Origin of the sequence: Sneathiella chinensis (assembly GCF_012720115.1) — a bacterium.
Classification (GTDB): Bacteria; Pseudomonadota; Alphaproteobacteria; order Sneathiellales; family Sneathiellaceae; genus Sneathiella; species Sneathiella chinensis.
The window spans coordinates 476299-498326 of record NZ_VNWN01000004.1 but is presented as its reverse complement, the minus strand read 5'-3'; the positions used below and the strand labels follow the sequence as shown (position 1 = coordinate 498326).

21 protein-coding genes and 1 pseudogene are annotated in these 22028 nt (G+C 57.0%); 3 read left to right on the top strand and 19 right to left on the bottom strand.

Annotated features, from left to right (window positions below; all coding sequences use genetic code 11):
* Positions 1-5: 5 nt before the first annotated feature.
* Both FQB27_RS08940 and FQB27_RS08935 read right to left on the bottom strand, forming a co-directional pair.
* A complete protein-coding gene (locus FQB27_RS08940) occupies positions 6-737 on the bottom strand; it encodes an SDR family oxidoreductase (RefSeq protein WP_169560638.1) in 732 nt (243 codons plus the stop codon).
* A gap of 39 nt (positions 738-776) precedes the next feature.
* On the bottom strand, positions 777-1433 hold the full coding sequence (locus tag FQB27_RS08935; RefSeq protein WP_169560636.1) for a COQ9 family protein: 657 nt from the start codon (positions 1431-1433) through the stop codon (positions 777-779).
* 421 nt (positions 1434-1854) lie between these two features.
* On the opposite strand from FQB27_RS08935, the gene rpsU reads away from it, so the two are divergent.
* Positions 1855-2055, top strand: a complete 201-nt coding sequence (gene rpsU, locus FQB27_RS08930; RefSeq protein ID WP_169560634.1) for a 30S ribosomal protein S21 — start codon at positions 1855-1857, stop codon at positions 2053-2055.
* 446 nt (positions 2056-2501) lie between these two features.
* Here the strand turns inward: rpsU and FQB27_RS08925 are convergent, their stop codons facing one another.
* The 8 genes and pseudogenes from FQB27_RS08925 to FQB27_RS08890 form a co-directional block, all read right to left on the bottom strand.
* Complete coding sequence (locus tag FQB27_RS08925) at positions 2502-3893, bottom strand: NAD(P)(+) transhydrogenase (Re/Si-specific) subunit beta (RefSeq protein WP_169560632.1); 1392 nt, start codon at positions 3891-3893, stop codon at positions 2502-2504.
* 12 nt (positions 3894-3905) lie between these two features.
* Positions 3906-4190 (bottom strand): annotated as a pseudogene (locus tag FQB27_RS08920) (NAD(P) transhydrogenase subunit alpha part 2); the annotation flags it as partial.
* 11 nt (positions 4191-4201) lie between these two features.
* Positions 4202-5356, bottom strand: coding sequence for a Re/Si-specific NAD(P)(+) transhydrogenase subunit alpha (locus FQB27_RS08915; RefSeq protein ID WP_169560628.1), 1155 nt, complete (start codon positions 5354-5356; stop codon positions 4202-4204).
* 105 nt (positions 5357-5461) lie between these two features.
* Positions 5462-5590 (bottom strand): aa3-type cytochrome c oxidase subunit IV, encoded by a 129-nt coding sequence (locus FQB27_RS08910; RefSeq protein ID WP_169560627.1) that lies wholly within the window; start codon positions 5588-5590, stop codon positions 5462-5464.
* Positions 5591-5833: 243 nt separating this feature from the next.
* Entirely contained in the window at positions 5834-7609 is a 1776-nt protein-coding gene (locus FQB27_RS08905) for a M3 family oligoendopeptidase (RefSeq protein WP_169560625.1), read from the bottom strand.
* A 53-nt stretch (positions 7610-7662) separates the two neighbouring features.
* Entirely contained in the window at positions 7663-8109 is a 447-nt protein-coding gene (locus tag FQB27_RS08900; RefSeq protein WP_169560623.1) for a PaaI family thioesterase, read from the bottom strand.
* Positions 8110-8111: 2 nt separating this feature from the next.
* Complete coding sequence (locus tag FQB27_RS08895) at positions 8112-8585, bottom strand: PaaI family thioesterase (protein ID WP_169560621.1); 474 nt, start codon at positions 8583-8585, stop codon at positions 8112-8114.
* Between the two features lie 7 nt (positions 8586-8592).
* Positions 8593-9576, bottom strand: a complete 984-nt coding sequence (locus FQB27_RS08890) for an NAD-dependent epimerase/dehydratase family protein (RefSeq protein ID WP_169560619.1) — start codon at positions 9574-9576, stop codon at positions 8593-8595.
* Positions 9577-9762: 186 nt separating this feature from the next.
* Between FQB27_RS08890 and FQB27_RS08885 the strand changes: the two genes are divergently transcribed.
* Positions 9763-13230 (top strand): indolepyruvate ferredoxin oxidoreductase family protein, encoded by a 3468-nt coding sequence (locus FQB27_RS08885; protein WP_169560617.1) that lies wholly within the window; start codon positions 9763-9765, stop codon positions 13228-13230.
* Positions 13231-13277: 47 nt separating this feature from the next.
* Here FQB27_RS08885 and FQB27_RS08880 read toward each other — a convergent pair whose 3' ends face one another.
* The 6 genes from FQB27_RS08880 to FQB27_RS08855 form a co-directional block, all read right to left on the bottom strand.
* On the bottom strand, positions 13278-13643 hold the full coding sequence (locus FQB27_RS08880) for a hypothetical protein (protein ID WP_169560616.1): 366 nt from the start codon (positions 13641-13643) through the stop codon (positions 13278-13280).
* Positions 13644-13826: 183 nt separating this feature from the next.
* Positions 13827-14135 carry a DUF2312 domain-containing protein gene (locus FQB27_RS08875; protein ID WP_169560615.1) on the bottom strand — a complete coding sequence of 103 codons (309 nt, stop codon included), beginning with the start codon at positions 14133-14135 and terminating at the stop codon, positions 13827-13829.
* Positions 14136-14241: 106 nt separating this feature from the next.
* A complete protein-coding gene (locus tag FQB27_RS08870) occupies positions 14242-14538 on the bottom strand; it encodes a DUF1244 domain-containing protein (protein ID WP_169560614.1) in 297 nt (98 codons plus the stop codon).
* 35 nt (positions 14539-14573) lie between these two features.
* Positions 14574-15710 (bottom strand): carboxylate-amine ligase, encoded by a 1137-nt coding sequence (locus tag FQB27_RS08865; protein ID WP_169560915.1) that lies wholly within the window; start codon positions 15708-15710, stop codon positions 14574-14576.
* Between the two features lie 22 nt (positions 15711-15732).
* Positions 15733-16485 carry an N-formylglutamate amidohydrolase gene (locus tag FQB27_RS08860; RefSeq protein ID WP_169560612.1) on the bottom strand — a complete coding sequence of 251 codons (753 nt, stop codon included), beginning with the start codon at positions 16483-16485 and terminating at the stop codon, positions 15733-15735.
* A gap of 102 nt (positions 16486-16587) precedes the next feature.
* A complete protein-coding gene (locus FQB27_RS08855) occupies positions 16588-17109 on the bottom strand; it encodes a hypothetical protein (RefSeq protein ID WP_169560610.1) in 522 nt (173 codons plus the stop codon).
* A gap of 256 nt (positions 17110-17365) precedes the next feature.
* Between FQB27_RS08855 and pyk the strand changes: the two genes are divergently transcribed.
* Positions 17366-18802 carry a pyruvate kinase gene (pyk, locus tag FQB27_RS08850; RefSeq protein ID WP_169560608.1) on the top strand — a complete coding sequence of 479 codons (1437 nt, stop codon included), beginning with the start codon at positions 17366-17368 and terminating at the stop codon, positions 18800-18802.
* A 54-nt stretch (positions 18803-18856) separates the two neighbouring features.
* Here pyk and FQB27_RS08845 read toward each other — a convergent pair whose 3' ends face one another.
* From FQB27_RS08845 to FQB27_RS08835, 3 genes are all read right to left on the bottom strand, one after another.
* Positions 18857-19357 (bottom strand): tetratricopeptide repeat protein, encoded by a 501-nt coding sequence (locus FQB27_RS08845; protein ID WP_169560606.1) that lies wholly within the window; start codon positions 19355-19357, stop codon positions 18857-18859.
* 140 nt (positions 19358-19497) lie between these two features.
* The gene (glcF, locus tag FQB27_RS08840) at positions 19498-20790 is read right to left on the bottom strand and encodes a glycolate oxidase subunit GlcF (protein ID WP_169560604.1); all 1293 of its coding nucleotides are present in this window, start codon (positions 20788-20790) and stop codon (positions 19498-19500) included.
* 3 nt (positions 20791-20793) lie between these two features.
* On the bottom strand, positions 20794-22026 hold the full coding sequence (locus tag FQB27_RS08835) for an FAD-binding protein (protein ID WP_169560602.1): 1233 nt from the start codon (positions 22024-22026) through the stop codon (positions 20794-20796).
* Positions 22027-22028: the final 2 nt, after the last annotated feature.

Here is a 22028-nt window from a genome sequence, read left to right as displayed (position 1 = left end):
AATCCTCAGGCCCAGCCGCCCGCGAAATACAGAACCTGTCCGGTAATGAAATCCGACTTGTCTGACGCCAGAAAGACCAGATAGTCCCCGGCCTCCTCTGGCTTGCCAAGACGCCCAAGCGGGATTTGCCCCGTGATCTTTTTCATGGCATCGGGATTGGCCAGCAGGTCATCCGGGAAATAGGTCGGACTTTCCACAAAATTTGGCGCAAGCGCGTTCACCTGAATCCCAAAGCGGCCCAACTCGCGGGACAGGGACACCGCCAATGCATTGGTGCCGCCCCGCGCCGCCACATACATGGAGTAATTGGGCAACCCATGTTTTGGCGCAGCGGACGAGACAAAAATAATCTTGCCCCGGCCCGCCTGCTTCATACCCGGCGCAACCGCATGGGCATAGGCAAACCCCCGCACCATCAGGGCGTCCAGGGTTTTCCGAAACTCGTCCACATCCGCCTCGTCAATGGGGGCACGAACCGCCGGATAGGCATCGTTATTAATCAGCACATCAATGCGCCCGGCGGCCTCAACAACGGCACTGACAACCTCGGCAGGTTCCTGCTCTGCCAGCGCGACGGCGCCCGGCAGGGCCGCCTCAAACGCCTGCCGTGCTGCTTCGGCCTCAAAGGACGCGTCCTGTGCATACACAGTCGCGCCCTCCGCCAGCAGGGCCTTTGTTCCGGGCGTTCCCAGAAAATGGGTAGCATCTGTCATCAGGATGATTTTATTGTTCAGCATGTTTCTTGTCCTGAGGTTTGCGCGAAAAGGACCCCGCCCCTAACGGGCCTTGAGGTTTCGGATGAACCGGCCCGGTGACGGGAAGAAGCCCAGATCGGGACGCCGGGAAAAGACCTGCCGGGTCTTGAACTTGGCCTTTTCAAACTGCATCACATTTTCAATGCGCCGATCCAGAAAGCCCCAGCTATTCTGACAATCGTCCGAGGTATCATCCAGCCAGTAAAGCAGGGTTGAACTGTAAACCGCCGACAGGGTCAGGCGCTTTGTATAATAGCTGAAGTCGGAAGACCGGTCGCCGGTCGCATACCACATGCGGCTAACGGTGCCCGCTGTCAGTTTCATGCCCAAGGCGGCATTCTGGGGCAACGCCAGAAGGGTCAGGGCCTTGCGAACCGCATCCTTGTGCGGGGCATACATTTCCAAGCGCAAGCGAATGGCCAGTGTAATCCTGTCGCGAATTTTCATGGACAGGACACCGCGCTTTTCCAGTTCCGCTTCCATACGGTCATCCGCATCGCGAATGAAGAAGGAAACCATGTCCACGGGGCCGCCCGGAAAAAACCGATCAAAGGTCAACAGATCAATATCAAGGTCCTTGGCGGCATGCTTGAACGCCTCACGGGACCACCCGTCAAACATGACATGGGGCAAAACAGCATCCAGAAGCCGCCTTTTTTCCTCATCTCTTCTGTTCATCAAGATTTCTCCGTTACTTCCTGAACGTTCATCGGGGCGTGGGTAACGCCCCCCTTTTCCCTTTCATACACCAGATACCCGATCCCTGTCATGCCTTCAGAACGGCTTTTGCCCTTCCGGGCCGGGAACATCGATCCGCTGCCCCGAACCGCCATCTTCCCGTGTTCAGGCGATTCTGGTCGATTCGAAGGCGATTCCGTTCATTTCCAACCCTTTTATACACCGATTCAAGGCATTGGACTGACCATTTCCCGGATTTTTACCCTATCAGAGGGGGCAGGTTTATGTTAAAAAGCATGACATTAGCGATAATGTACATATTTTATACATTATCACTTCACAAGGTTCTGAGCGCGTGTTACTTAACCGGCCACTTTGTGATCAGACTTAACCGAATACTAGCGAAGGAGCACTGTTAGCTGTGCAGGTACATGTTCGCGACAACAATGTCGACCAAGCGCTACGCGCACTGAAAAAGAAAATGCAACGCGAAGGCATCTTCCGTGAGTTGAAACTCCGTGGAGCCTACGAAAAGCCGTCCGAGAAACGTGCTCGCCAGAAGGCAGAGGCTGTTCGCCGCGCCCGTAAGCTGGCCCGCAAGCGCGCTCTCCGCGAAGGTTAAGTCTCGCCTTTCAGGGATACAGCCGTATCCCTAACCAGCGATCAAAAACGATCAAAGCCGCACTGGGAAACCAGTTTGCGGCTTTTGGTTCTTGTACCGTGATCAGGCGGGACGCGCAACACACCCCCTGATGCGATCACGGTCGCCTCACCTCCGCGCCTCCCCCAGCCCGCCTCAGCCTGCGGCCTCTCCCGTCCCTCCTTGCAAAGACAGAAACCCCGGCCTGCCCCTGAGCGCACCCTGTTCCCGGTCACATGCTGCGCCGTGCCGCCCTTGCCTCGCTTGGCCTTACGTGCCTTTCTGTTTCCCTTCGCACCCTGATCTGGTTGCATCCATCGCCTTCGGAAAGCCGCGACTTGCGCTTTTCCTGTATCCAATCCGTACTTTGGGCACAAAAAAAGCCGCAGGGTTACCCCTGCGGCTTAGCGTCCTGATCCAACGGGGGATCAGAATCCTTTCATGATATCCTCGACCATCTTCTTGGCATCGCCGAAAAGCATCATGGTGTTGTCCTTGTAGAACAGCTCGTTGTCGATACCGGCATAACCGGCGGACATGGACCGCTTGACGAACAGAACGGTTCTGGCCTTATCCACATCAAGGATCGGCATACCATAGATCGGGCTTTGCGGATCATCCCGCGCTGCCGGGTTGGTCACGTCGTTGGCACCGATGACCAGCGCCACATCAGCCGTCGAGAAGTCAGAGTTGATTTCCTCAAGCTCGAACACCTCGTCATAGGGAACGCTGGCTTCGGCAAGAAGCACGTTCATATGACCCGGCATACGTCCGGCAACCGGATGAATGGCGTAGGCCACATCGACCCCTTCTTCTTTCAGTTCGTCGACCATTTCACGCAGGGCATGCTGGGCCTGCGCAACGGCAAGACCATACCCCGGAACAATGATAACCTTGCCGGCATTCTTCAGGATGAAAGAGGCATCGTCCGCAGACCCTGCCTTGAACGGACGGTCGGTCTGCTGCGCGGGGCCTGCGCCGCCTTCCTCGCCGCCGAAACCGCCCAGAATCACGCTGAAGAAAGACCGGTTCATGGCCTTACACATGATGTAGGACAGAATGGCACCGGAAGAGCCGACCAGCGCACCGACGATAATCAGCGCCGTGTTTTCAAGTGTGAAGCCAATACCCGCGGCCGCCCAGCCTGAATAGGAGTTCAGCATGGATACCACAACCGGCATGTCCGCACCCCCGATGGGGATGATGATCAGGAAGCCGATCAGGAAGGCAAGGGCTGTCATCGCCCAGAAGACGGTCGGGTTCATGTCCATGCAGAACCAGACAATCAGGCCAAGAATGCCGATACCGATCAGCAGGTTCAGCATATGCTGTCCCGGGAAAACGACCGGGTTGCCAGAGACAAGACCCTGCAGTTTTGTAAAGGCAACGATAGAGCCGGAGAATGTAATGGCACCGACAACGATACCAATCCCCATTTCCACGCGGCTGAGGACTTTAAGCTCCCCTCCCGCATCGACAATGCCGTAGGCTTCCGGGTTGTAGAAGGCCGCTGCGGCCACAAGAACCGCTGCCAGACCCACGAGAGAGTGGAACGCGGCCACAAGCTGCGGCATGGCAGTCATGGCGATACGCTGTGCGATCACGGCACCAATGGCACCGCCCACCAGAATACCGCCAATGATCCACTCATAGGACAGGACATTGGGGCTCAGGATGGTGACAACGATGGCAATGGCCATCCCCAGCATACCCATGACGTTACCGCGACGGGAACTTTCCGGAGAAGACAGGCCCCGCAGGGACAGGATGAATAGAATGGCGGATACCAGATAGGCAAGCGCCGTAAAGTTAGCTGACACTGGCTTTCCCCCTTACTTCTGTTTTTTCTTGTACATGGCCAGCATCCGTTGCGTCACAAGGAAGCCACCAAAAATATTCACCGAGGCCAGAACAATGGCAACAAAGCCGAAGATCTTGGCAAGGTTCATGTCTGCGGGACCCGCAGCAATCAATGCACCCACGATGATAACGGAGGAAATGGCGTTGGTAACCGCCATCAGCGGTGTATGCAGGGCGGGTGTAACGCTCCACACAACGTAATAACCGACAAAGATTGCCAGGACAAAAATGGCCAGCCGGAAAACAGTAGGATCGACAATATCCATGATCAGTTACCTCCCTCTGTCAGAAGCGGGTGAACAACCTTGCCATCCCGTGTCAGGCCGGTGCCCAGAATGATTTCATCTTCCCAGTTCATATCCAGTGCGCCGGTTTCCTTATTGATCATCGGCGTCAGGAAATTCAGGAGGTTCTTGGCATAGAGCGCGGACGCGTCACTGGCCAGACGGCTTGGAACGTTATGATGCCCAACAATCTTGACACCATTGTCCGTCACGACCACTTCGCCCGGTCGGGACTGGGTGACGTTGCCGCCATTCTCAACCGCCAGATCGATAATCACAGAGCCCGGCTTCATGACAGCCAGCATTTCGTCCGTAATCAGGACCGGTGCCGCACGCCCCGGAATAAGGGCCGTCGTGATGATGAGATCCTGCTTTTTCACATGCTCGAAAACAAGTTCGGCCTGTTTGCGCTTATACTCATCGGACATTTCCTTGGCATAACCGCCTTCGCCTTCACCGGTTTCTTCGGATTCAACCATGACAAATTTGGCGCCAAGGCTTTCCACCTGTTCCTTGGTTGCCGCCCGGACGTCCGTTGCCGTCACGATGGCACCAAGGCGACGGGCCGTGGCAATTGCCTGAAGACCGGCCACGCCAACCCCCATGATAAAGGCTTTTGCCGGGGCAACCGTCCCCGCAGCCGTCATCATCATGGGCATGGCCTTGCCATATTCATAGGCGGCGTCAAGAACGGCCTTGTAACCGGCCAGGTTCGATTGTGAGGACAGAACGTCCATGGACTGCGCCCGGCTGATCCGCGGAACCAGTTCCATGGCATGGGCCTCAATACCGGCCTTGGCATAGGCCTCGACCTGCTCCCGGTTCTGAAGCGGAGCCAGCACGGAGACAAGCGTCGCCCCCTTTTTCATCAGGGACAGTTCATCCGGTCCGCCTTCGGCCTCGGTTAAAGGGCGCTGAACCTTCAGGACCACATCGGCATCCTTCAGGGCTGCAGCTTCATCCGCAGCCACCTTGGCGCCAGCGTCCATATAGTCCTGATCGGAGAAGGAACTGGTCAGACCCGCTCCCGTTTCAATCACGACTTCAGCCCCCAGCCCCACAAACTTCTTTACTGTGTCAGGGGACGCAGCAACACGCTTCTCGTGCTCCCGCCGTTCCCTGGGGATAGCGATTTGCATAATCGATCCTCATTCTGGTTATTATTAGGTGGGTGATCGACGCCCCCGCAAACGTCAATTGGTGTCAGGCACGCTCAAACATTCCTGGTGAGTGCGCCTTGTTGTCTACAGCAAAAACAGGGCCATCAGGGCCAGAATGCCGCACACAATAATTGTGCCCCAGGTGAACAAATTTACAAAGCTGCCGTAGGCTCCCTGCTGCTGCTCGATATTCATGTTGCCATGTTCGCTCATGCTATTTCCCCTTAAATCAAGCTACTTTTTATTAGTCTCATTGCGGTGCAATATACCAAACCACGAATTTCGAGCAACAAATTGTGTGTTCATTCGGCATTCATACAGAAATTCAGGGTAGATTTGCACCGGACCGGCCCGTTTCGTAGCCCCCGCGCCTGTTTTCCCAAGCCTCCTGAAAGGCCCATAAAAAAAAGGGGAAGGCAACCGCCTTCCCCTGATCCCGTGACAGCGACACCCGCGTCAGGAGAGTTCCTCCAATTCATCGATCAGCCCCTCGATAATCTTCAGGCCCCGCAGCCAGAACGCCGGGTCCGAAGCATCAAGGCCGAACGGCGCCAGCAGTTCCTTGTGACGAAGGGTCCCGCCCGCTTTCAGCATGTCGAAATATTTCTCCTGAAATCCTTCTTCCGCATCCTGATAAACCGCATACAGTGCGTTCACCAGACAGTCCCCGAAGGCATAGGCATACACATAGAAGGGCGAGTGGATGAAATGCGGGATGTAGCACCAGAAATACTGGTACTCGTCATGCATCCGGATTGCCGGACCCAGACTTTCCTTCTGCACATCCATCCAGATCTTGCCGATCTGCTCAGGCGACAGTTCCTCTTCCCGCCTTGCAGTATGGACCCGAACCTCAAACTCATAGAAAGCAATCTGCCGAACGACGGTGTTCAGCATGTCCTCGACCTTGCCAGCCAACATGACACGGCGCTTTTTTGGGTCCTGCTCCTTTTCCAGAAGCGCCCGGAACGTCAGTTGCTCCCCGAACACACTGGCGGTTTCCGCAAGGGTCAGCGGGGTGTCGGACAGCAACGCCCCTTGCGGGCCTGCCAGCACCTGATGAACCCCGTGCCCCAGTTCATGGGCCAGCGTCATCACATCCCGGATGCGCCCCTGATAGTTCAGCAACAGATACGGATGGGCACTCGGCACGGTCGGATGGGCAAAGGCACCGGGGGACTTGCCCGGCCGAACACCTGCGTCGATCCACGGCTTGTCAAAAAACTCCCGCCCAAGATCGGCAAGCTCTGGTGAAAAACGGCCATAGGCTTCAAGCACGATGTCCCGCGCCTCGTCCCACGGGATCAGCCGGTCATCATCTTCCGGCAAGGGGGCATTCCGATCCCAATAATCCAGTTTCTCCTGCCCCATCCATTTCGCCTTCAATTTGTAATAGCGATGGGACAAACGGGGATAGGCATCCTGAACCGCCGTGGACAGGGCTTCGACAACCTCATCCTCCACCTGATTGGACAGGTTTCGAAGGGTCATGGGGCTTTCGGTTTTCCGCCACTCGTCCACAATGGCCTTGTCCTTGGCCAGCGTATTGGTGATCAGGGCAAACAGGCGCACATTCTCGCCAAACACCTTGCCCAGACTTTTGGCGGCTGCCTTGCGCTCTACCGGGTCCTTGCTGGACAGCAGATGCAGAACCTGCTGCGACGGCAATTTCTCGCCGTTCATGTCAAAACGCAGGCCCGCCATGGTCTCGTCAAACAACCGGATCCACGCGCTCCGACCGGCGATGTCCTTTTCATGAAGCAGTTTCTCGACCTCATCAGACAACTGATACGGCTTCAGGGCGCGCACCTGATCCAGCCACGGCCGGTAGCGGGCCAGCGTCGCGTCCTCATAAAGGCCAAGCAACCGGTCTTCCGCAATGAGGTTGATATCCAGCGTAAAGAACAGAAGGTCCGTTGAAACCAGCGTGATCTTTTCCTGCATGGTCTGGAAAAACTTGCCAATGTCCGGGTCGGACATATCGCCTGCATAAACAAGATAGGCATAGGACATGATCCGCCCCATCACCTCTTCCAGTTCCTCATATTCGGCAATGGCCGTACCAAGACCGGCGCCATCCAGTTCGGTCACCCGGCCCTTGTATTTTTCCGCAAATGCCTTGGCCCCATCCGCGACCTTCCGAAGGTCATCCTTCAATTCCGCAGAAGTGCGGGACGGGTACAAATCCTCCAGATCCCATTCCGGTAGATTTGTCAAAGCTGCTTCAGACATTCTGATCCTCTCAGGTAATTTTTCTTCTGTATTTCACTGAAAACCTAACGCGACTAGCTGACCAGAAAGTTTGCACTGGCGGTTGCGATGGGCTTGTCCTTGCTCTCCTGCCAGGCTCGGACGCGCATGTTGGCAACCCGCCGGCCCGGCTTGGTGATCACGGCCTCGGCAAAGCTGTCCTCCAGCTTGGCAGAGCGAAGGTACTCAACAGTGATATTGATGATTTTTGGCAATCTGGTGACATCCTGCGTCATCAGCATGTGGACCAGCGCGGTCGTCTCCAGAAACGCACCGACAATGCCACCATGCAAGGCCGGAAGAACCGGGTTGCCAATGAATTTCTTGTCTTTGGGCAAGCGGCAGATAATCCGCCCCTCGCATTCTTCCAATTCCAGCCCAAGATAGCTGAAATAGGGGATGATTTCGAAAACCGGCTTCCATTCCCGTGTTTCCCGGGCCTTGCTGATCACGTCCAGGAATTGTTCTGATGTCATGTCCATGGTTATACCTTCTTCATGCTTTCTGACACCTCGTTAAGCGGAGGCGTTGCCGAGGACCGCAGCATAAAGGTGCTGACACTGTTGGCGATGGGGTCGTTCCGATCGGTGTGATAGGCTACGGACCGTACAAACCCGATTTTCTCGGTCAGTTTGTAGCAATAGGCATGGGCATACAGCATCTCGCCGGGGGTTGCCGGTTTCAGATAGTCAATCCGCAGGTCCAGCGTCGCGATGGGAATATATTTCTTCAGTTTTACATAGATGCACATGCCAGATGCACTGTCGATCAGGGTGGTGATCACGCCGCCATGCAAAACACCCGTCACCGGGTTACCTGCAAGTTTTTCATCATAGGGAAGGCGGAAGGTCACGCCCCCCTCATCCATTTCATGCACCTTGACGCCAATATCCGCACATTGCGGTATTCCGGCATCAATGATGTTCTGTATCTGGTTGATATCGAAACTGTCTGACATCTGCGTGTCATTCCTTCTTGTAACTTTTATACCATTCCACAAAGCGGCCAAGCCCGGTCCGCAAGTCCGTTTGTGGTTCAAAACCGATAGCCTGCCGCAAGGGCTCAATATCGGCGAATGTCTCTTTTACATCGCCCGGCTGCATGGGCAACAGAACCTTTTCCGCTTCAAGCCCCAGAAGGTCTTCCAGAATATGGACCATTTCAAGGAGCTGTTCCGGGCGATTATTCCCGATGTTGTAGAGCGCATAAGGCGGCTTTTCCGCCCCGCCGTCCTCCGGCGCCTTGTCCACAAGCCGGACAATGGCCCAGACTATATCATCGATATAGGTGAAGTCCCGCCGCATGTCGCCGTGATTGAAGATCCGGATCGGATCGCCCTTCAGCATGGCATCGACAAACAGCCAGTAAGCCATGTCCGGGCGGCCCCACGGCCCGTATACCGTAAAGAACCGCAAGCCCGTCGCTGGAATGCGGTACAGGTGGCTATAGCTGTGGGCCATCAGTTCATTGGCCTTTTTGCTGGCCGCATAAAGCGAAACCGGCCGGTCCACAGATTGGGAAACCGAATAGGGTAATTCCCGGTTCCCGCCATAGACCGAACTGGAACTGGCATAGATCAGATGCTCCAGCAGGTCATTATGACGACAATATTCCAGGATGTTCAGAAAGCCCCGCATATTGTCATCCACGTAATTGAGCGGATGATCAATGCTGTAGCGCACCCCCGCCTGTGCCGCCAGATGAATGACATGGGTGATATCGCCAAAGGGCGCCAATGCCTCGGCCAGCGCGGCCTCATCCGCGACACTGGCCCGGACAAAGGAGAAATTCTCAAACCTCTGCAAACGCTCAAGGCGCGCCTCTTTCAAGGCCGGGTCGTAGTAACTGTTCATGTTATCCAGCCCGACAACGGATTGGCCCATGGCCAGTAGCGCCTGCGAAACATGCATACCGATAAACCCTGCGGCACCGGTTACCAGTATCGTCATGTCAGAACACTCCAGAACGGTTTTACAGATTGATTGCCTTTGAAAAGCACTGAATAGCCTCAAAAGTCAAAAGAAATTTCCGCGTAACATTCTTTCTAAAGGTCAGCCCTATTGACCTTTTTTGCTAACTCCACTATTCTCCTTATATTATAATAAGATTATCCTTGGGAGGATGGGAGTATTTATATGCAGTTGGCGAATGTATCCCTCGATGACAAATACGATCTGGAGGAAGGCCGTGTCTTCCTGACCGGTATTCAGGCACTGGTCAGGCTTCCCTTGCTGCAAAAGCAGCGAGACCGGGCCGCCGGTCTGAACACCGCCGGTTTCATTTCCGGATACCGGGGGTCCCCCCTTGGCGGATATGATCAGGCCCTGTGGAAAGTCCGCCAGCGCCTGAAGGATAACGATATCCATTTTGAACCCGGCGTGAACGAGGATCTGGCCGCCACCGCCGTCTGGGGCAGCCAGCAACTCAACATGTACAAGGGCGCCCGCTATGACGGGGTGTTCGGCCTGTGGTACGGAAAAGGCCCCGGCGTTGATCGGACCGGTGACGTCTTCCGCCATGCCAATTCCAACGGCACGTCCCGATATGGTGGGGTTCTGGCCCTTGCCGGGGATGATCACGGGATTGTTTCCTCCACCGTCGCCCACCAGAGCGAACACGGCTTTATCGGCTGGATGATGCCCGTCCTGCACCCCGCCAATGTGCAGGAGGTTCTGGACTATGGCCTGATCGGGATCGAGATGTCCCGCTTTTCCGGCCTGTGGGTCGGCTTCAAGTGCATTTCCGAAACCATCGAGGGCGGCGCCTCTGTCCGGGTCGGGCCGAACCGGGCGCAAACCATCCGACCCGATATTGAACTGCCTCCCGGCGGACTGAACATCCGGGGCGGCGACAACCGGTTTGATCAGGAAATCCGCCTGAACGAGCATAAAATCTATGCCGCCCGCGAATTTGCCCGCGTCAACCAGATCGACAAGGTGGTCATGGATTCCCCGAAACGCCGCTTTGGCATCGTCACCACGGGCAAGGCCTATCTGGATGTGCGGCAGGCCCTTCGCGATCTCGGGATTGGGGATGAACTGGCGGCGGATATCGGCCTTACCGTTTACAAGGTGGGTATGCCCTGGCCGCTGGAGCCGACCGGCATTCGCAACTTTGCCGAAGGTCTGGAAGAGGTTCTGGTTGTCGAGGAAAAGCGCGCCATCGTCGAAAACCAGATGAAGGAGCAGCTTTATAACTGGGAGACAACCGTTCGCCCCCGGATCATCGGGGAGTATGACGAAAGCCACAAACATATCCTGCCGTCCCGCGGGGAACTGACACCGGCCCGCGTGGCTCAGGTCATTGCCGAACGCATTCGCCGTTTCTACACATCCGAGTCCATCGAGAACCGCCTCGCCTTTCTTGAGCGCAAGGAACGGCAGCTTCTGGCCCACCCTGCCAAACTGACCCGGACCCCGTTTTACTGTTCGGGTTGCCCCCATAACACATCCACCGTGGTGCCGGACGGCAGCCGCGCCGTTGCCGGTATCGGCTGCCATTACATGGTCACATGGATGAACCGCAACACCACGGAATTCACCCAGATGGGCGGCGAAGGTGTGCCGTGGGTCGGTCAGATGCACTTCACCGACGAGAAGCATATTTTCGCCAATCTCGGGGATGGCACCTATCACCATTCCGGTTTGCTGGCCATTCGTCAGGCCATCGCGGCCAAGGCCCGCATCACCTATAAAATTCTCTATAACGATGCTGTTGCCATGACCGGCGGGCAGCCGCTGGATGTGGAATTGACCCCCTGGCACATTGCCCAGCAAGTGGCCGGCGAAGGCGTCGAGATCATCCGCGTTGTCACCGACGAGCCGGACAAATACCCGAAAGGCACCCCGTGGCCGAAGGGTACAACCATCCATCACCGCGACGAGCTGGACCATATCCAGAAATCCCTCCGCGAGGAGGAAGGCGTGACGATCCTGCTTTATGATCAGACCTGCGCCGCCGAGAAACGCCGCCGCCGCAAGCGGGGTACCTACCCCGATCCGGCCAAACGGGTGCTGATCAATGATCTGGTGTGTGAGGGATGCGGGGATTGTTCCATCAAGTCCAACTGCATTTCCGTGGAGCCACTGGAAACGGAGTTTGGGCGAAAAAGGACCATCAACCAGTCCACCTGCAACAAGGACTATTCCTGCGTCAAGGGTTTCTGCCCCAGCTTTGTCACCATTGAGGGGGGCGGCCTTCGAAAAGCGGCACCAAGCTCCGCCGATGATCCGGCCGCTGACGTTCCCCTGCCAACCCCCAAGGAACTGGTCAATCCCTATCGCATCCTGATTACCGGGATTGGCGGCACCGGTGTCGTGACCATCGGCGCCCTGCTGGGCATGGCCGCCCATATCGAGGGCAAGGGGGTCACCGTCCTGGATCAGGCAGGTCTTGCACAGAAAGGCGGCGCCGTCACCAGCCATATCCATCTGGCCCCGACCCCGGAAGCCATCAGCGCCGTCCGCATTCCTGCGGGGCGCGCCGACCTTCTGATTGGCTGTGACATGGTGGTGGCCGGGTCCTATGACTCGCTGGCCAAGCTGGATGTCGGGATTGCCAAGGCGGTGGTCAACACACACCCGGCCCCGACCATGGATTTCACCCTCAACCCGGATGCCCCCTTCCCCGTTCAGGATACCATTGACCATATCCGGGATGCCGTCGGCGAGGATGCCTGCTACCTGATCGAGGCCAGTGAAATCGCCACGACCCTGATGGGCGACTCCATCGCCACCAACCTGTTCATGCTTGGCTATGCGTGGCAAAAAGGGTTCATCCCGATCAGCCTTGAGGCCCTGATGGAGGCTGTTGAATTGAACGGCGTGGCCGTTGAAAGCAACAAGAAGGCATTCTCATGGGGGCGGGCCATGGCCCATCACCCGGAGGAGGTCCTGAAAGAGGTGGATACCCTGAAAGGACCGGTGGATATCGTCCACCCGACCGATGATCTTGAGGAAATGATCAACCGCCGGGTGGAATTCCTGACCGATTACCAGAACCGCAAATACGCAAACCGCTATCTGCAGTGGGTCCGCAAGGTCCAGAAGGCGGAAAAACGCAAAACCGACAGCGATCTTCTGACCCGTGCTGTTGTCCGCTCCCTGTTCAAGTTCATGGCCTACAAGGATGAATATGAAGTGGCCCGCCTGCATACCCAGACCGGTTTTCTGGAAAAGGTGGATCGCCTGTTCGAAGGGGACTATACGGTGAAATACCATCTGGCCCCGCCCCTGTTCGCCGCGCAAGACCCGGATACGGGCCATCTTCGGAAAAAGGAATACGGGCAATGGATGGCAAAGGCGTTCAGGATGCTGGCCCGGTTCAAGGGCCTGCGTGGCACTTCTTTTGATCCCTTTGGATATCAGGAGGAACGCAAGCAGGAACGCCGCCTGATCACCGAGCTTGAACAGGATATCCAGCACCTGATTGATGGATTGAACCGGGATAATCACGCCCTTGCTGTCGAGATTGCCGAACTTCCCATGATGCTGCGCGGCTATGGCCATATCAAGGAGCAGGCCATCCAGCGTTATCACACAGAACGGAAGAACCTGATGACCGGCTTCAATACCCCGGCCCCAAAGGCTGAGGCTGCCGAGTAACCTTACCCCTGCTGCCGGTTGACTTTCCCTGTCAGAGGGTCAACCGGCTACCCCGCCTTTCCCGTTTCCAGCCCGCTCTTGGCCCTCCTTTTTGCGGCCTTGCGCTTCTTCTTTTTGGCCTTTTTCCGCTTCTGCTCTGCGGTGGCTTTCTGGTGCGCCTGCTGTTCGGCAAGCCGCTCAAAAAGGGGGACAAGGCCAGATTGCATATGCCGGATCAGGCGGGCGGCCTCCATGTTCATATCGACCCGCTCCGCATCACCGCTCGCGGCATCTTCATGACGGCGTGCTGCGGCCGTCAGCACCCGCCTGACCTCTTCTTCCGTCAGGACACCCTTCATCAGGCATTCCTGCAACAAAATCTCGGAAAGGGTCAGGGCCGCAAATCCGGCGGTATGAACGGAAAAATCCTGCATGGCTCCAGCGTCTTACAAAAGGCCACCAACCAGAACAGGGCAGCCCTTTTGCACTTAATAAGAGAAAATTCTTATTTCAAGTCCCTCCAATACCCATCATCCGTTCGCTGCCATGCGGTGCCGCTGGCCATAAAAAAAAGCGGCGCCGTTTCCGGTGCCGCTTTTCCTGTCTCGATACGGATATCAGAAGGCGTCGCCTTCCGGGGGCATGTCGTCCTGATCCGCGTCATTCGGATTGCCGGGCATTTCCAGCATCCCGAGGGCATGCTTGTACAGGTCAATCATGTATTCCTGTTCCTGGTATTCCGCCTTGTCCATTTTCCGGAAACGCAGGATCGCCCGCATGGCCTTGACATCAAATCCGGTCCCCTTTGCTTCCGCAAAGATTTCCTTGATGTCATCCGCAATGCCTTTTTTCTCTTCTTCCAAACGTTCGATACGCTCGATGTAGGACCGCAAGTGATCCGCAGCAACGCCGCCCACGTCAGCCATTGTCTACCTCGTTCTGCTTAATCTGTGACAGGTCAAAAATTTCTTCGGGGACGGTTCTACATTATTTGAAACCGTCCGCCTATCCCCATATTACGATTTATACCGATCAATGGCCGGGATGGACTTCCTTCATCTTCGCAAGCTGTTCCGGTGTGGCCTCGGTCTGGTATTTCTCTTTCCAGTCGTCATAGGGCATGCCATACACGATTTCACGGGCCGCGGCCTTGTCCATCTCAATCCCCTTGCCTTCGGCTGCTTCCTGATACCAGTTGGACAGACAGTTGCGGCAGAACCCCGCCAGATTCATCAGATCGATATTCTGAACATCGGTCCGTTTCTGCAAATGGTCAATCAAACGCCTGAATGCAGCGGCTTCCAGTTCCAGTGTTGTCTGGTCGGTCATCTTCTCATCCTTAAAAATAGGGTTTTGTCTGCAGGTCAGTTTAATCCGCTGACCGTCTCTTTCAAGACCAGATCCACAACAGTGTGAAGGGCCTGCTTGACCGAGGCCCCTTCCTGCAGGGATTTGTTATAGGCCTCAAGCTGGCGATCCGCCGATGTTCCCCGCGCCAAAATCGTTCGGACATGCAAGACCTCCTTCTTGCAGCCCAGCGCATCGGCATCCTCTTCCACCAGCCCGATAATCTCTTCCATCAGTTCCGCTACCGGCACCTGCCCCGGAATACCAAGATCAATCAAACGCCCCTCCACGCCGAACCGCTGGGCCAGCCACCGGTTTTCCGATACCAGCGTACGCGGATAGATCCGCCAGCGCTGATTTCGCCGCCGCAACCGATACAGCATCCGCAGCAAGCAGGTATAAAGGGCCGCGATGCACAGGGTATCTTCCACCAGCGGGCACACATCGGTCATGCGCATTTCCAGCGTGGGGAATTTTGAGGACGGTCGCAAATCCCACCAGATTTTCGAACCATCCTCGATACTGCCTGCCTCCACCATGACATTGACCAAGCGCTCAAATTCACCATAGCTGTCAAACCGGTCGGGAATACCGGTTCGGGGCAGGCTGTCGAACACACTCAGCCGATAGGATTTCAGGCCACTGACCTCGCCCCGCCAGAAGGGGGAAGACGTGCTCAGCGATAAAAGATGCGGCAGGAAATAGGACATCTGGTTCATCAGATCGATCCGCATTTCCGGGTCCGGGATGCCGCAATGCACATGCATGCCACAGATCATCAGTCGCCGCACCACCGCCTGCAAATCCTGCGCGATAATCTCGTACCGCTCCTTCGCGGTATGCTTGAGAAGGTGCCAGTCCGCAAACGGATGGGTCGAGGCCGCCATCAACCCCAACCCATGTTCTTCGGCCACCCCGGCAACAACCGATCGCAATTCCACCAGCGCCGCCCGCGCTTCTGAAATATCGGTACAGACCCGCGTCCCGATCTCGATCTGGGAGCGGAGAAATTCAGGGGTTACCTGATGATCGGGAAGGCGCCGCTGGCATTCCTTCAAAATGGAAGCCGGGGGATCAATGGCAAGATCACGGGTTTCCGGATCAACCAGCAGATATTCTTCCTCAATTCCCAGCGTAAAAGAAGGTTCCTTCAAACCCATCCCTGTCTCCCTTGTGTCAGGCGGCTCCCTCCAGCCGCTTCTGGACCTGCCGAATGGCATCGGCCATCAGGCCAGCCCATTGTTCCGCCCCATGATGGGTATCAATCAGGTCCTGCCGGATTTCAATGACCACATGGGGAACCTTCAATTCGGTGCCATGAACATTCATGGTATATCCCAACGGCTCCCGCGCCGAATAAGGCTCATTATCCCCGACCACAAGGGCCGGGTTCTTGCCCAGTATCTCCAAAAGCGGTGCCGCAATCCGGTCGTCCTGATCCCACAGAACGCCCACATGCCACGGTCGTTCAAAATCATTCATGACCGGTGTGAAACTGTGCATGGAAAAGACCAGCGGCAGGGCATGCTGCGCCCGCTTTTCGGCCAGAAGGCGGCTAACCTGATCATGATAGGGCGTAAAATAGGTATCGACCCGCTTTTTACGTTCGGCCTTGGTCATATCCACATTGGCAGGGACAGAGACCCCGTCACTGATCACCGGGGTTGATGCCGGATCGTCCGGATACCGGTTGGCATCGATTAGCAAACGCGAGAATGTTGAATAGATGGCCGTGGCCTGCAAATGATCGGCAAGGCGGCGGGTCACATCCTCGATCCCGATATCCCACGCCACATGACGCCGCAGCGCGACGGGATCCTCAATCCCAAGCGTCCCGTAGTCTTCCGGTATGGCATTGCTGGCATGATCCGCAATCAGGAAAACAGGAGACGTACTCGTTTCATTCTGGATATGAAAAGCCTTGAACATGGGGCACCGTTTCGCTCAGTCTGGGACCTAATGGTATGTCACAAATGGGATAGGCTGAAAAGGTCCAATCCGCCCGGTGTGATGGGGCGGCGGGTCGCCCGTTCAGGTGTGCCAGTGTTCCTCGATCACACGGGCAATGCCGACGAAATCGGCTTCTTCTTCCATCATGCCGCCCGGTGCCAGCCACCAGTCTGTCATTTCATTATTGAAATAGGCGATGGGATCACTAATCCCAAATGCCTCCAGCTCTGTGATGCGGGCAACCGCCCAGTCGTAATCATACTTGTATCGCCTGACGGATAGCGGCTCGGTCTGGGGAAGCGGCGCCGTACCGCTGGGGTTCCCCCCGCCTGATGCCTGATGGTCCCGGATCAAAACCTGAAATTCCGGCTCCTGCCGTGCAATGGCGCCGCGCGGGACATCATGCCGCCGGGCCCGGTACTGACGCCAGCGCCACCGCAGATGGCGAACCCCCACCCGAACGGCCGGAACAACATGAAGGCGGAACTCTCCCACCACAAACCCGATACAATCCGCAATAAAATAGACGCCCGCTGCCAGACACTCGGCAACCTGCTTCTGTTTCAGACGGCGTGGGGGCCGGGTTTTCTCCACTCGTTCCATGCCCCTCCTATGCCACAAATATCGTAAAAAATTCCTTAAATCGATTCTTTTTCAGCCCTTCACACCCTCTCAAATTCGAAAGATAGCGAAGATCAAACGAAAGCAATACACTGACAATTTCCTTTGCAACTTTTACGGATAATGCTACGTATAAGAAAAGGTTCACAAAATTCTTACCGACAGTAACATTCTCCCTGTGGAGGTAAGATTGCGCCCCGGCGTTCCACATACTTTTCAGCCCGGAAGAAACAACACCATGCGACGACAGAGAAAAACCAAAATCCTTGCAACCCTGGGTCCGGCAAGCTCCGGCGAAGAGATGGTGGAAAAGCTGGTTCTGGCAGGCGCAGATGTTTTCCGCCTGAACTTCAGTCACGGCGCCCATGCCGACCACAAGGAACGGCTGGATATCATCCGCAATCTGGAACAGAAACTGGGGCGGCCCATTGGCGTTCTCGCGGATTTGCAGGGCCCGAAAATCCGGATCGGCACCTTCGCCGATGGCCCTGTCCGGCTTGAAAAAGGCGCCCGCTTCCGGCTGGACCTTGACGAAACACCCGGCGACATTTCCCGTGTCTCGCTGCCCCACCCGCAAGTCATACAGTCGCTTGAGACAGGTACCAACCTGCTGCTGGACGATGGCAAACTGAAGCTGGAGGTGACAGCCACATCCAAAACCCATGTGGACTGCACGGTCATCACCGGCGGCAAGCTGTCCGATCGCAAGGGGGTCAACATTCCCAATGCCCTGATCCGCATGAGCCCGCTGACCGACAAGGACCGGCGGGATCTGGATTACGCCCTTGAACTCGGCGTTGACTGGGTCGCCCTCAGTTTCGTTCAGCGGCCCGAGGATATTGCCGAAATCAAGAAAATCGTTGCCGGACGGGCGGGCGTGATGGCCAAGATTGAAAAGCCGGCCGCCATTGAACACCTGACCGACATCATTGAACTGTCCGATGCGGTCATGGTCGCCCGCGGCGATCTGGGGGTCGAACTGCCGGTGCAGGAAGTCCCGGTCATCCAGAAGAAAATCATCGGTCTTGCCAAGGAAGCCGGGAAACCCGTGGTCGTCGCCACGCAAATGCTGGAAAGCATGATTTCCTCGCCGGTTCCGACACGGGCGGAAGTCACTGACGTGGCCAACGCCATCTATGACGGCACGGATGCGGTGATGCTGTCTGCGGAAAGTGCGGCGGGTGAGTTTCCCGTTGAGGCCGTGACCATGATGAACGACATTGCGGAAGAAACGGAAAACGATCCCAATTACCGCACCATCATGGCCGCCAAGCATAGTGGACTGGAAGCCACCACCGCCGACGCGATCAGCGCCGCCGCAACACAGGTTGCCCGTACCATCGGAGCCTCGGCCATTGTGACCTATACCACCTCTGGCTCCACCGCGCTTCGGGCTGCCCGTGAACGGGGGGAGACCCCGGTACTGGCCCTGACACCGTCCCTGACAACTGCAAGGCGGCTGGCCCTTGTCTGGGGCCTGCACTGCGTCCATACGGACGATGCCGAAAACTTTGCCGACATGGTTGGCAAGGCGTGCAACATCGCCTTTTCCGAAGACTTCGCCCAACCGGGAGAACGCATCGTCATCATGGCCGGTGTCCCCTTCGGGACCCCCGGTTCAACCAATATTCTCAGAATTGCGTGGGTTGGCGAAAAGCCCCTGCAATCCACCTGACCGCAGTCGGAAACACCCGAACACCCCCCGGACACCGGGGGAACTGGGCGGGGATCAGATTTTTCTGTCCCCGTATTCCAGACGCAATCGGCGAACCCGTTTCTGGACTTCTGTCATGTGCGGGTTCACCCGGATTGCCTGCTCGAACGCCGCCAATGCCTTCTTGTAGGCCCTCTTGCTTTCCATGATCTGACCCAGCCCGGCCATTGCCCCGAAATGGCGCGGCTCCAGTTCCAGCGTTCTTCCCACATCCTTGAGGGAGCCGTTCAGATCGCCCATGATGAACAGGACCATGGCCCTTTTGTTCCAAGCCTCCGCGAAACCGGGGTCCATCTCGGTGATTGCCGTGAAAAAGAACAGGGCCTGCGGCAGTTGCCCAAGGGACAGATACATGATCCCCTGCGTCATCAGGGAATCCACGGCATCATTCCCCGATACAAGCCAGATTTCCCATATGGCCCGCTCTATATCCTTGCCTTCGGAAACAGACGTGGCGTTGGTGAGCTTCTCAAACAGCGGATCAAGACGATTATCGTCCTGCCGGGCATTAGCCACCCCGACACCCCAAAGTATGAGACACAAGACAACCCACAGAATTTTTGAGTTTCTCATAAGAGAAATCTAGGGCGGCACAGGCCTACGGGCAAAATTTCAGTCCGTCAGGGACCGGGACAAGACAAGGGGGAGCGAGCCGGTCAGCTCACCCCACCCGGCTTCGGCCCGCCCGTTGCCCAATCCAGAAGCTGGACCGTATGAACAACCGGCACCTGCATTCCCGAAGCGATTTGGGTAATACAGCCGATATTCCCGGCAGCAACCATATCCGGTGCAAGCGAAGCAATATTCCGGACCTTTCGTTCTTTCAAGCGGGCCGACAGCTCTGGCTGCAGCAGGTTATAGGTCCCCGCCGAACCACAGCACAAATGCGCCTCCGGCACCGGCAGAACCGTATATCCTGCCTGTCGCAGCAATTGCATTGGCGGCTCTTTCACCTTCTGTCCATGCTGAAGGGAACAGGCAGAATGATACGCCACCTTGTAGCCCTGCATGTCCAGAACCGGCTTCAGGTCCAGATCCACCAGAAACTCGGTGATATCCTTGGCAAGGCCCGCAACCACCGCGGCTTTTTCTGCAAGACCGGGGTCGTCGCGAAACATGTGGCCATAATCCTTGACCGTGGTCCCGCATCCCGACGTATTGATCACAATGGCATCCAGCCCTGCCCGTTCCTGTTCTTCATACCATGCCTGAATATTGTCCCGGGCCAGTTTCCGCGCCGGGTCCTCCTGCCCCATATGCAAGGGCAGCGCCCCGCAGCATCCGGCCGCCGGGGGGATAATCACCTCAACCCCCAACCGGGTCAGCAGGCGGATGGTGGCGTCATTGATGTCGGGGGACAGGACTTTCTGGGCACAGCCCGTCATCAGGACAACCCGTTTCACCGGTGCCCCGCCGCCCGAAGCCTCATGACGGGGCTGGGTGTCAAGGGTTGACGGCGACGGGATCGTCGCAGGCGCCATCTCCAGCATGGCCCGAACCCGGCCAAAGAACAGCTTTCTGAAAGGCCGGGCAGCCCACGCCCCGATCAGCGACAGCCTGAACAGGGTCGGCGATGGCAAAAGACCCGCCAGAATTTTACGCAGCACCCGCTCCCGAAGCGGTCGCTCATGGGTTTCCTCAATATATTGCCGCGCATGATCGACCAGATGCATGTAGTCCACACCGGACGGACAGGTGGTCATGCAGGACAGGCAGGACAGGCAGCGGTCAACATGCGTTACGGTGCTGTCCGGCGCCGGCTCTCCGCTTTCCAGCATCTGCTGGATCAGATAGATGCGCCCCCGCGGGCTGTCCCGTTCATCGCCAAGTTCCACATAGGTCGGGCAGGTTGCTGTACAAAAACCGCAATGAACACATTTTCGCAGGATATCATTGGAAGCCGCAAACCGGGGATCGGCGAGCTGGGCAAGGGAAAAATCAGTCTTCATGGCCTAGCCTTCTCCGCCAAACGCATACATCCGTCCCGGATTAAGAATCCGGTGAGGGTCAAACCCCTCGCGAATTTTCTCGGAAATCCGGGCCAGGACCGGATTTTGTGGCTGGAACGGCGCAATGGAAGCGCGCAGGCTCTCACTGCCCCGGATCAGGGTTGCGTGCCCTTCCCCGTTCAAGGACTGCCGGATTGCATACTCGCCCCCGGTCGCCGTATGGTTCGGCAAGGCAATCCAGATCAGCCCCCCGCCCCAGTCCAGATAATATTCCATGTCCTGAACATGCTCGCGCAGCCTTTTCAGATAAGCCGGGGCACCGGCGGGCGGAACGGAAACCTTCCAGACAACGCCGGGGTCATCCTGAACAAAGGCCCCCACATCGCCGACAAAGCGCCACAGGGTTCCGGAATTCTGTCCATGTAATTCTTCGGTCTCACCATAGGCGGCCATCAGCCCCCGGATGGCCACGCAGCGAAACTCAGCCGATGGTCCCGGCCCCTCGATCCGCAAAGCCACAACTGAACGGTTTTCCGACTGAAGGTAGGAAACCCCGCTTCGCCGGGCGACCCCTTCCGGCAGATAGGCAGCGGCGCACACCTCATGTTCTGAGGACAGGGCATCGCGCATGGCGGCCACGGCCTCGGCCTCGCCCACACCGAAGACCAGCACGGTTCGGGTTTTCTCTGGCCGGGGCAGCACCTTGAATGTCATGCGGCTGGCAATGGTCAGGGTGCCGTAGCTGCCCGCCACAAGTTTGCAAAGATCATAGCCCGTCACGTTTTTCATGACCCGGCTTCCGGTCTTGAAGGCCTGCCCCCGGCCTGTAAAGCCCTGAACACCCAGCAGGTGATCCCGCGCTGCGCCCGCCTTAACCCGCGCCGCGCCCGACAGATTGCAACAGAAAATACCGCCGATGGTGCCAAGCCCGGCCGGGTGCCCCAAAAGCGGCCCATAATCCGGTGGGTCAAAGGCCAGTTTCTGCCCTTCACGCCCCAGAATATCGCGAATTTCCGTCAGCCGGGTTCCCGCCTGTGCCTGCATGACAAGCTCTGCCGGTTCATACAACTCCACCCCGGACAACCCCTCCAGCCGAACGGCTGCATCGGCCTCAACGGGACGGCCAATACCGATCTTGGTCCCCGCCCCGGCAATTGCCAGCCGGTGCTTGCCCGCCAGTGCCCACTCCAGAACATCGCTGATCTGGTCTTCTGTCTTGATTTCTATCTGACGCATCT

Coding starts and splice junctions, on each gene's coding strand:
- FQB27_RS08940 (WP_169560638.1), bottom strand. CDS start 737: ATGCTGAACAATAAAATCATCCTGATGACAGATGCTACCCATTTTCTG.
- FQB27_RS08935 (WP_169560636.1), bottom strand. CDS start 1,433: ATGAACAGAAGAGATGAGGAAAAAAGGCGGCTTCTGGATGCTGTTTTG.
- FQB27_RS08915 (WP_169560628.1), bottom strand. CDS start 5,356: ATGCAAATCGCTATCCCCAGGGAACGGCGGGAGCACGAGAAGCGTGTT.
- FQB27_RS08910 (WP_169560627.1), bottom strand. CDS start 5,590: ATGAGCGAACATGGCAACATGAATATCGAGCAGCAGCAGGGAGCCTAC.
- FQB27_RS08905 (WP_169560625.1), bottom strand. CDS start 7,609: ATGTCTGAAGCAGCTTTGACAAATCTACCGGAATGGGATCTGGAGGAT.
- FQB27_RS08900 (WP_169560623.1), bottom strand. CDS start 8,109: ATGGACATGACATCAGAACAATTCCTGGACGTGATCAGCAAGGCCCGG.
- FQB27_RS08895 (WP_169560621.1), bottom strand. CDS start 8,585: ATGTCAGACAGTTTCGATATCAACCAGATACAGAACATCATTGATGCC.
- FQB27_RS08890 (WP_169560619.1), bottom strand. CDS start 9,576: ATGACGATACTGGTAACCGGTGCCGCAGGGTTTATCGGTATGCATGTT.
- FQB27_RS08885 (WP_169560617.1), top strand. CDS start 9,763: ATGCAGTTGGCGAATGTATCCCTCGATGACAAATACGATCTGGAGGAA.
- FQB27_RS08880 (WP_169560616.1), bottom strand. CDS start 13,643: ATGCAGGATTTTTCCGTTCATACCGCCGGATTTGCGGCCCTGACCCTT.
- FQB27_RS08875 (WP_169560615.1), bottom strand. CDS start 14,135: ATGGCTGACGTGGGCGGCGTTGCTGCGGATCACTTGCGGTCCTACATC.
- FQB27_RS08870 (WP_169560614.1), bottom strand. CDS start 14,538: ATGACCGACCAGACAACACTGGAACTGGAAGCCGCTGCATTCAGGCGT.
- FQB27_RS08860 (WP_169560612.1), bottom strand. CDS start 16,485: ATGTTCAAGGCTTTTCATATCCAGAATGAAACGAGTACGTCTCCTGTT.
- FQB27_RS08855 (WP_169560610.1), bottom strand. CDS start 17,109: ATGGAACGAGTGGAGAAAACCCGGCCCCCACGCCGTCTGAAACAGAAG.
- pyk (WP_169560608.1), top strand. CDS start 17,366: ATGCGACGACAGAGAAAAACCAAAATCCTTGCAACCCTGGGTCCGGCA.
- glcF (WP_169560604.1), bottom strand. CDS start 20,790: ATGAAGACTGATTTTTCCCTTGCCCAGCTCGCCGATCCCCGGTTTGCG.
- FQB27_RS08835 (WP_169560602.1), bottom strand. CDS start 22,026: ATGCGTCAGATAGAAATCAAGACAGAAGACCAGATCAGCGATGTTCTG.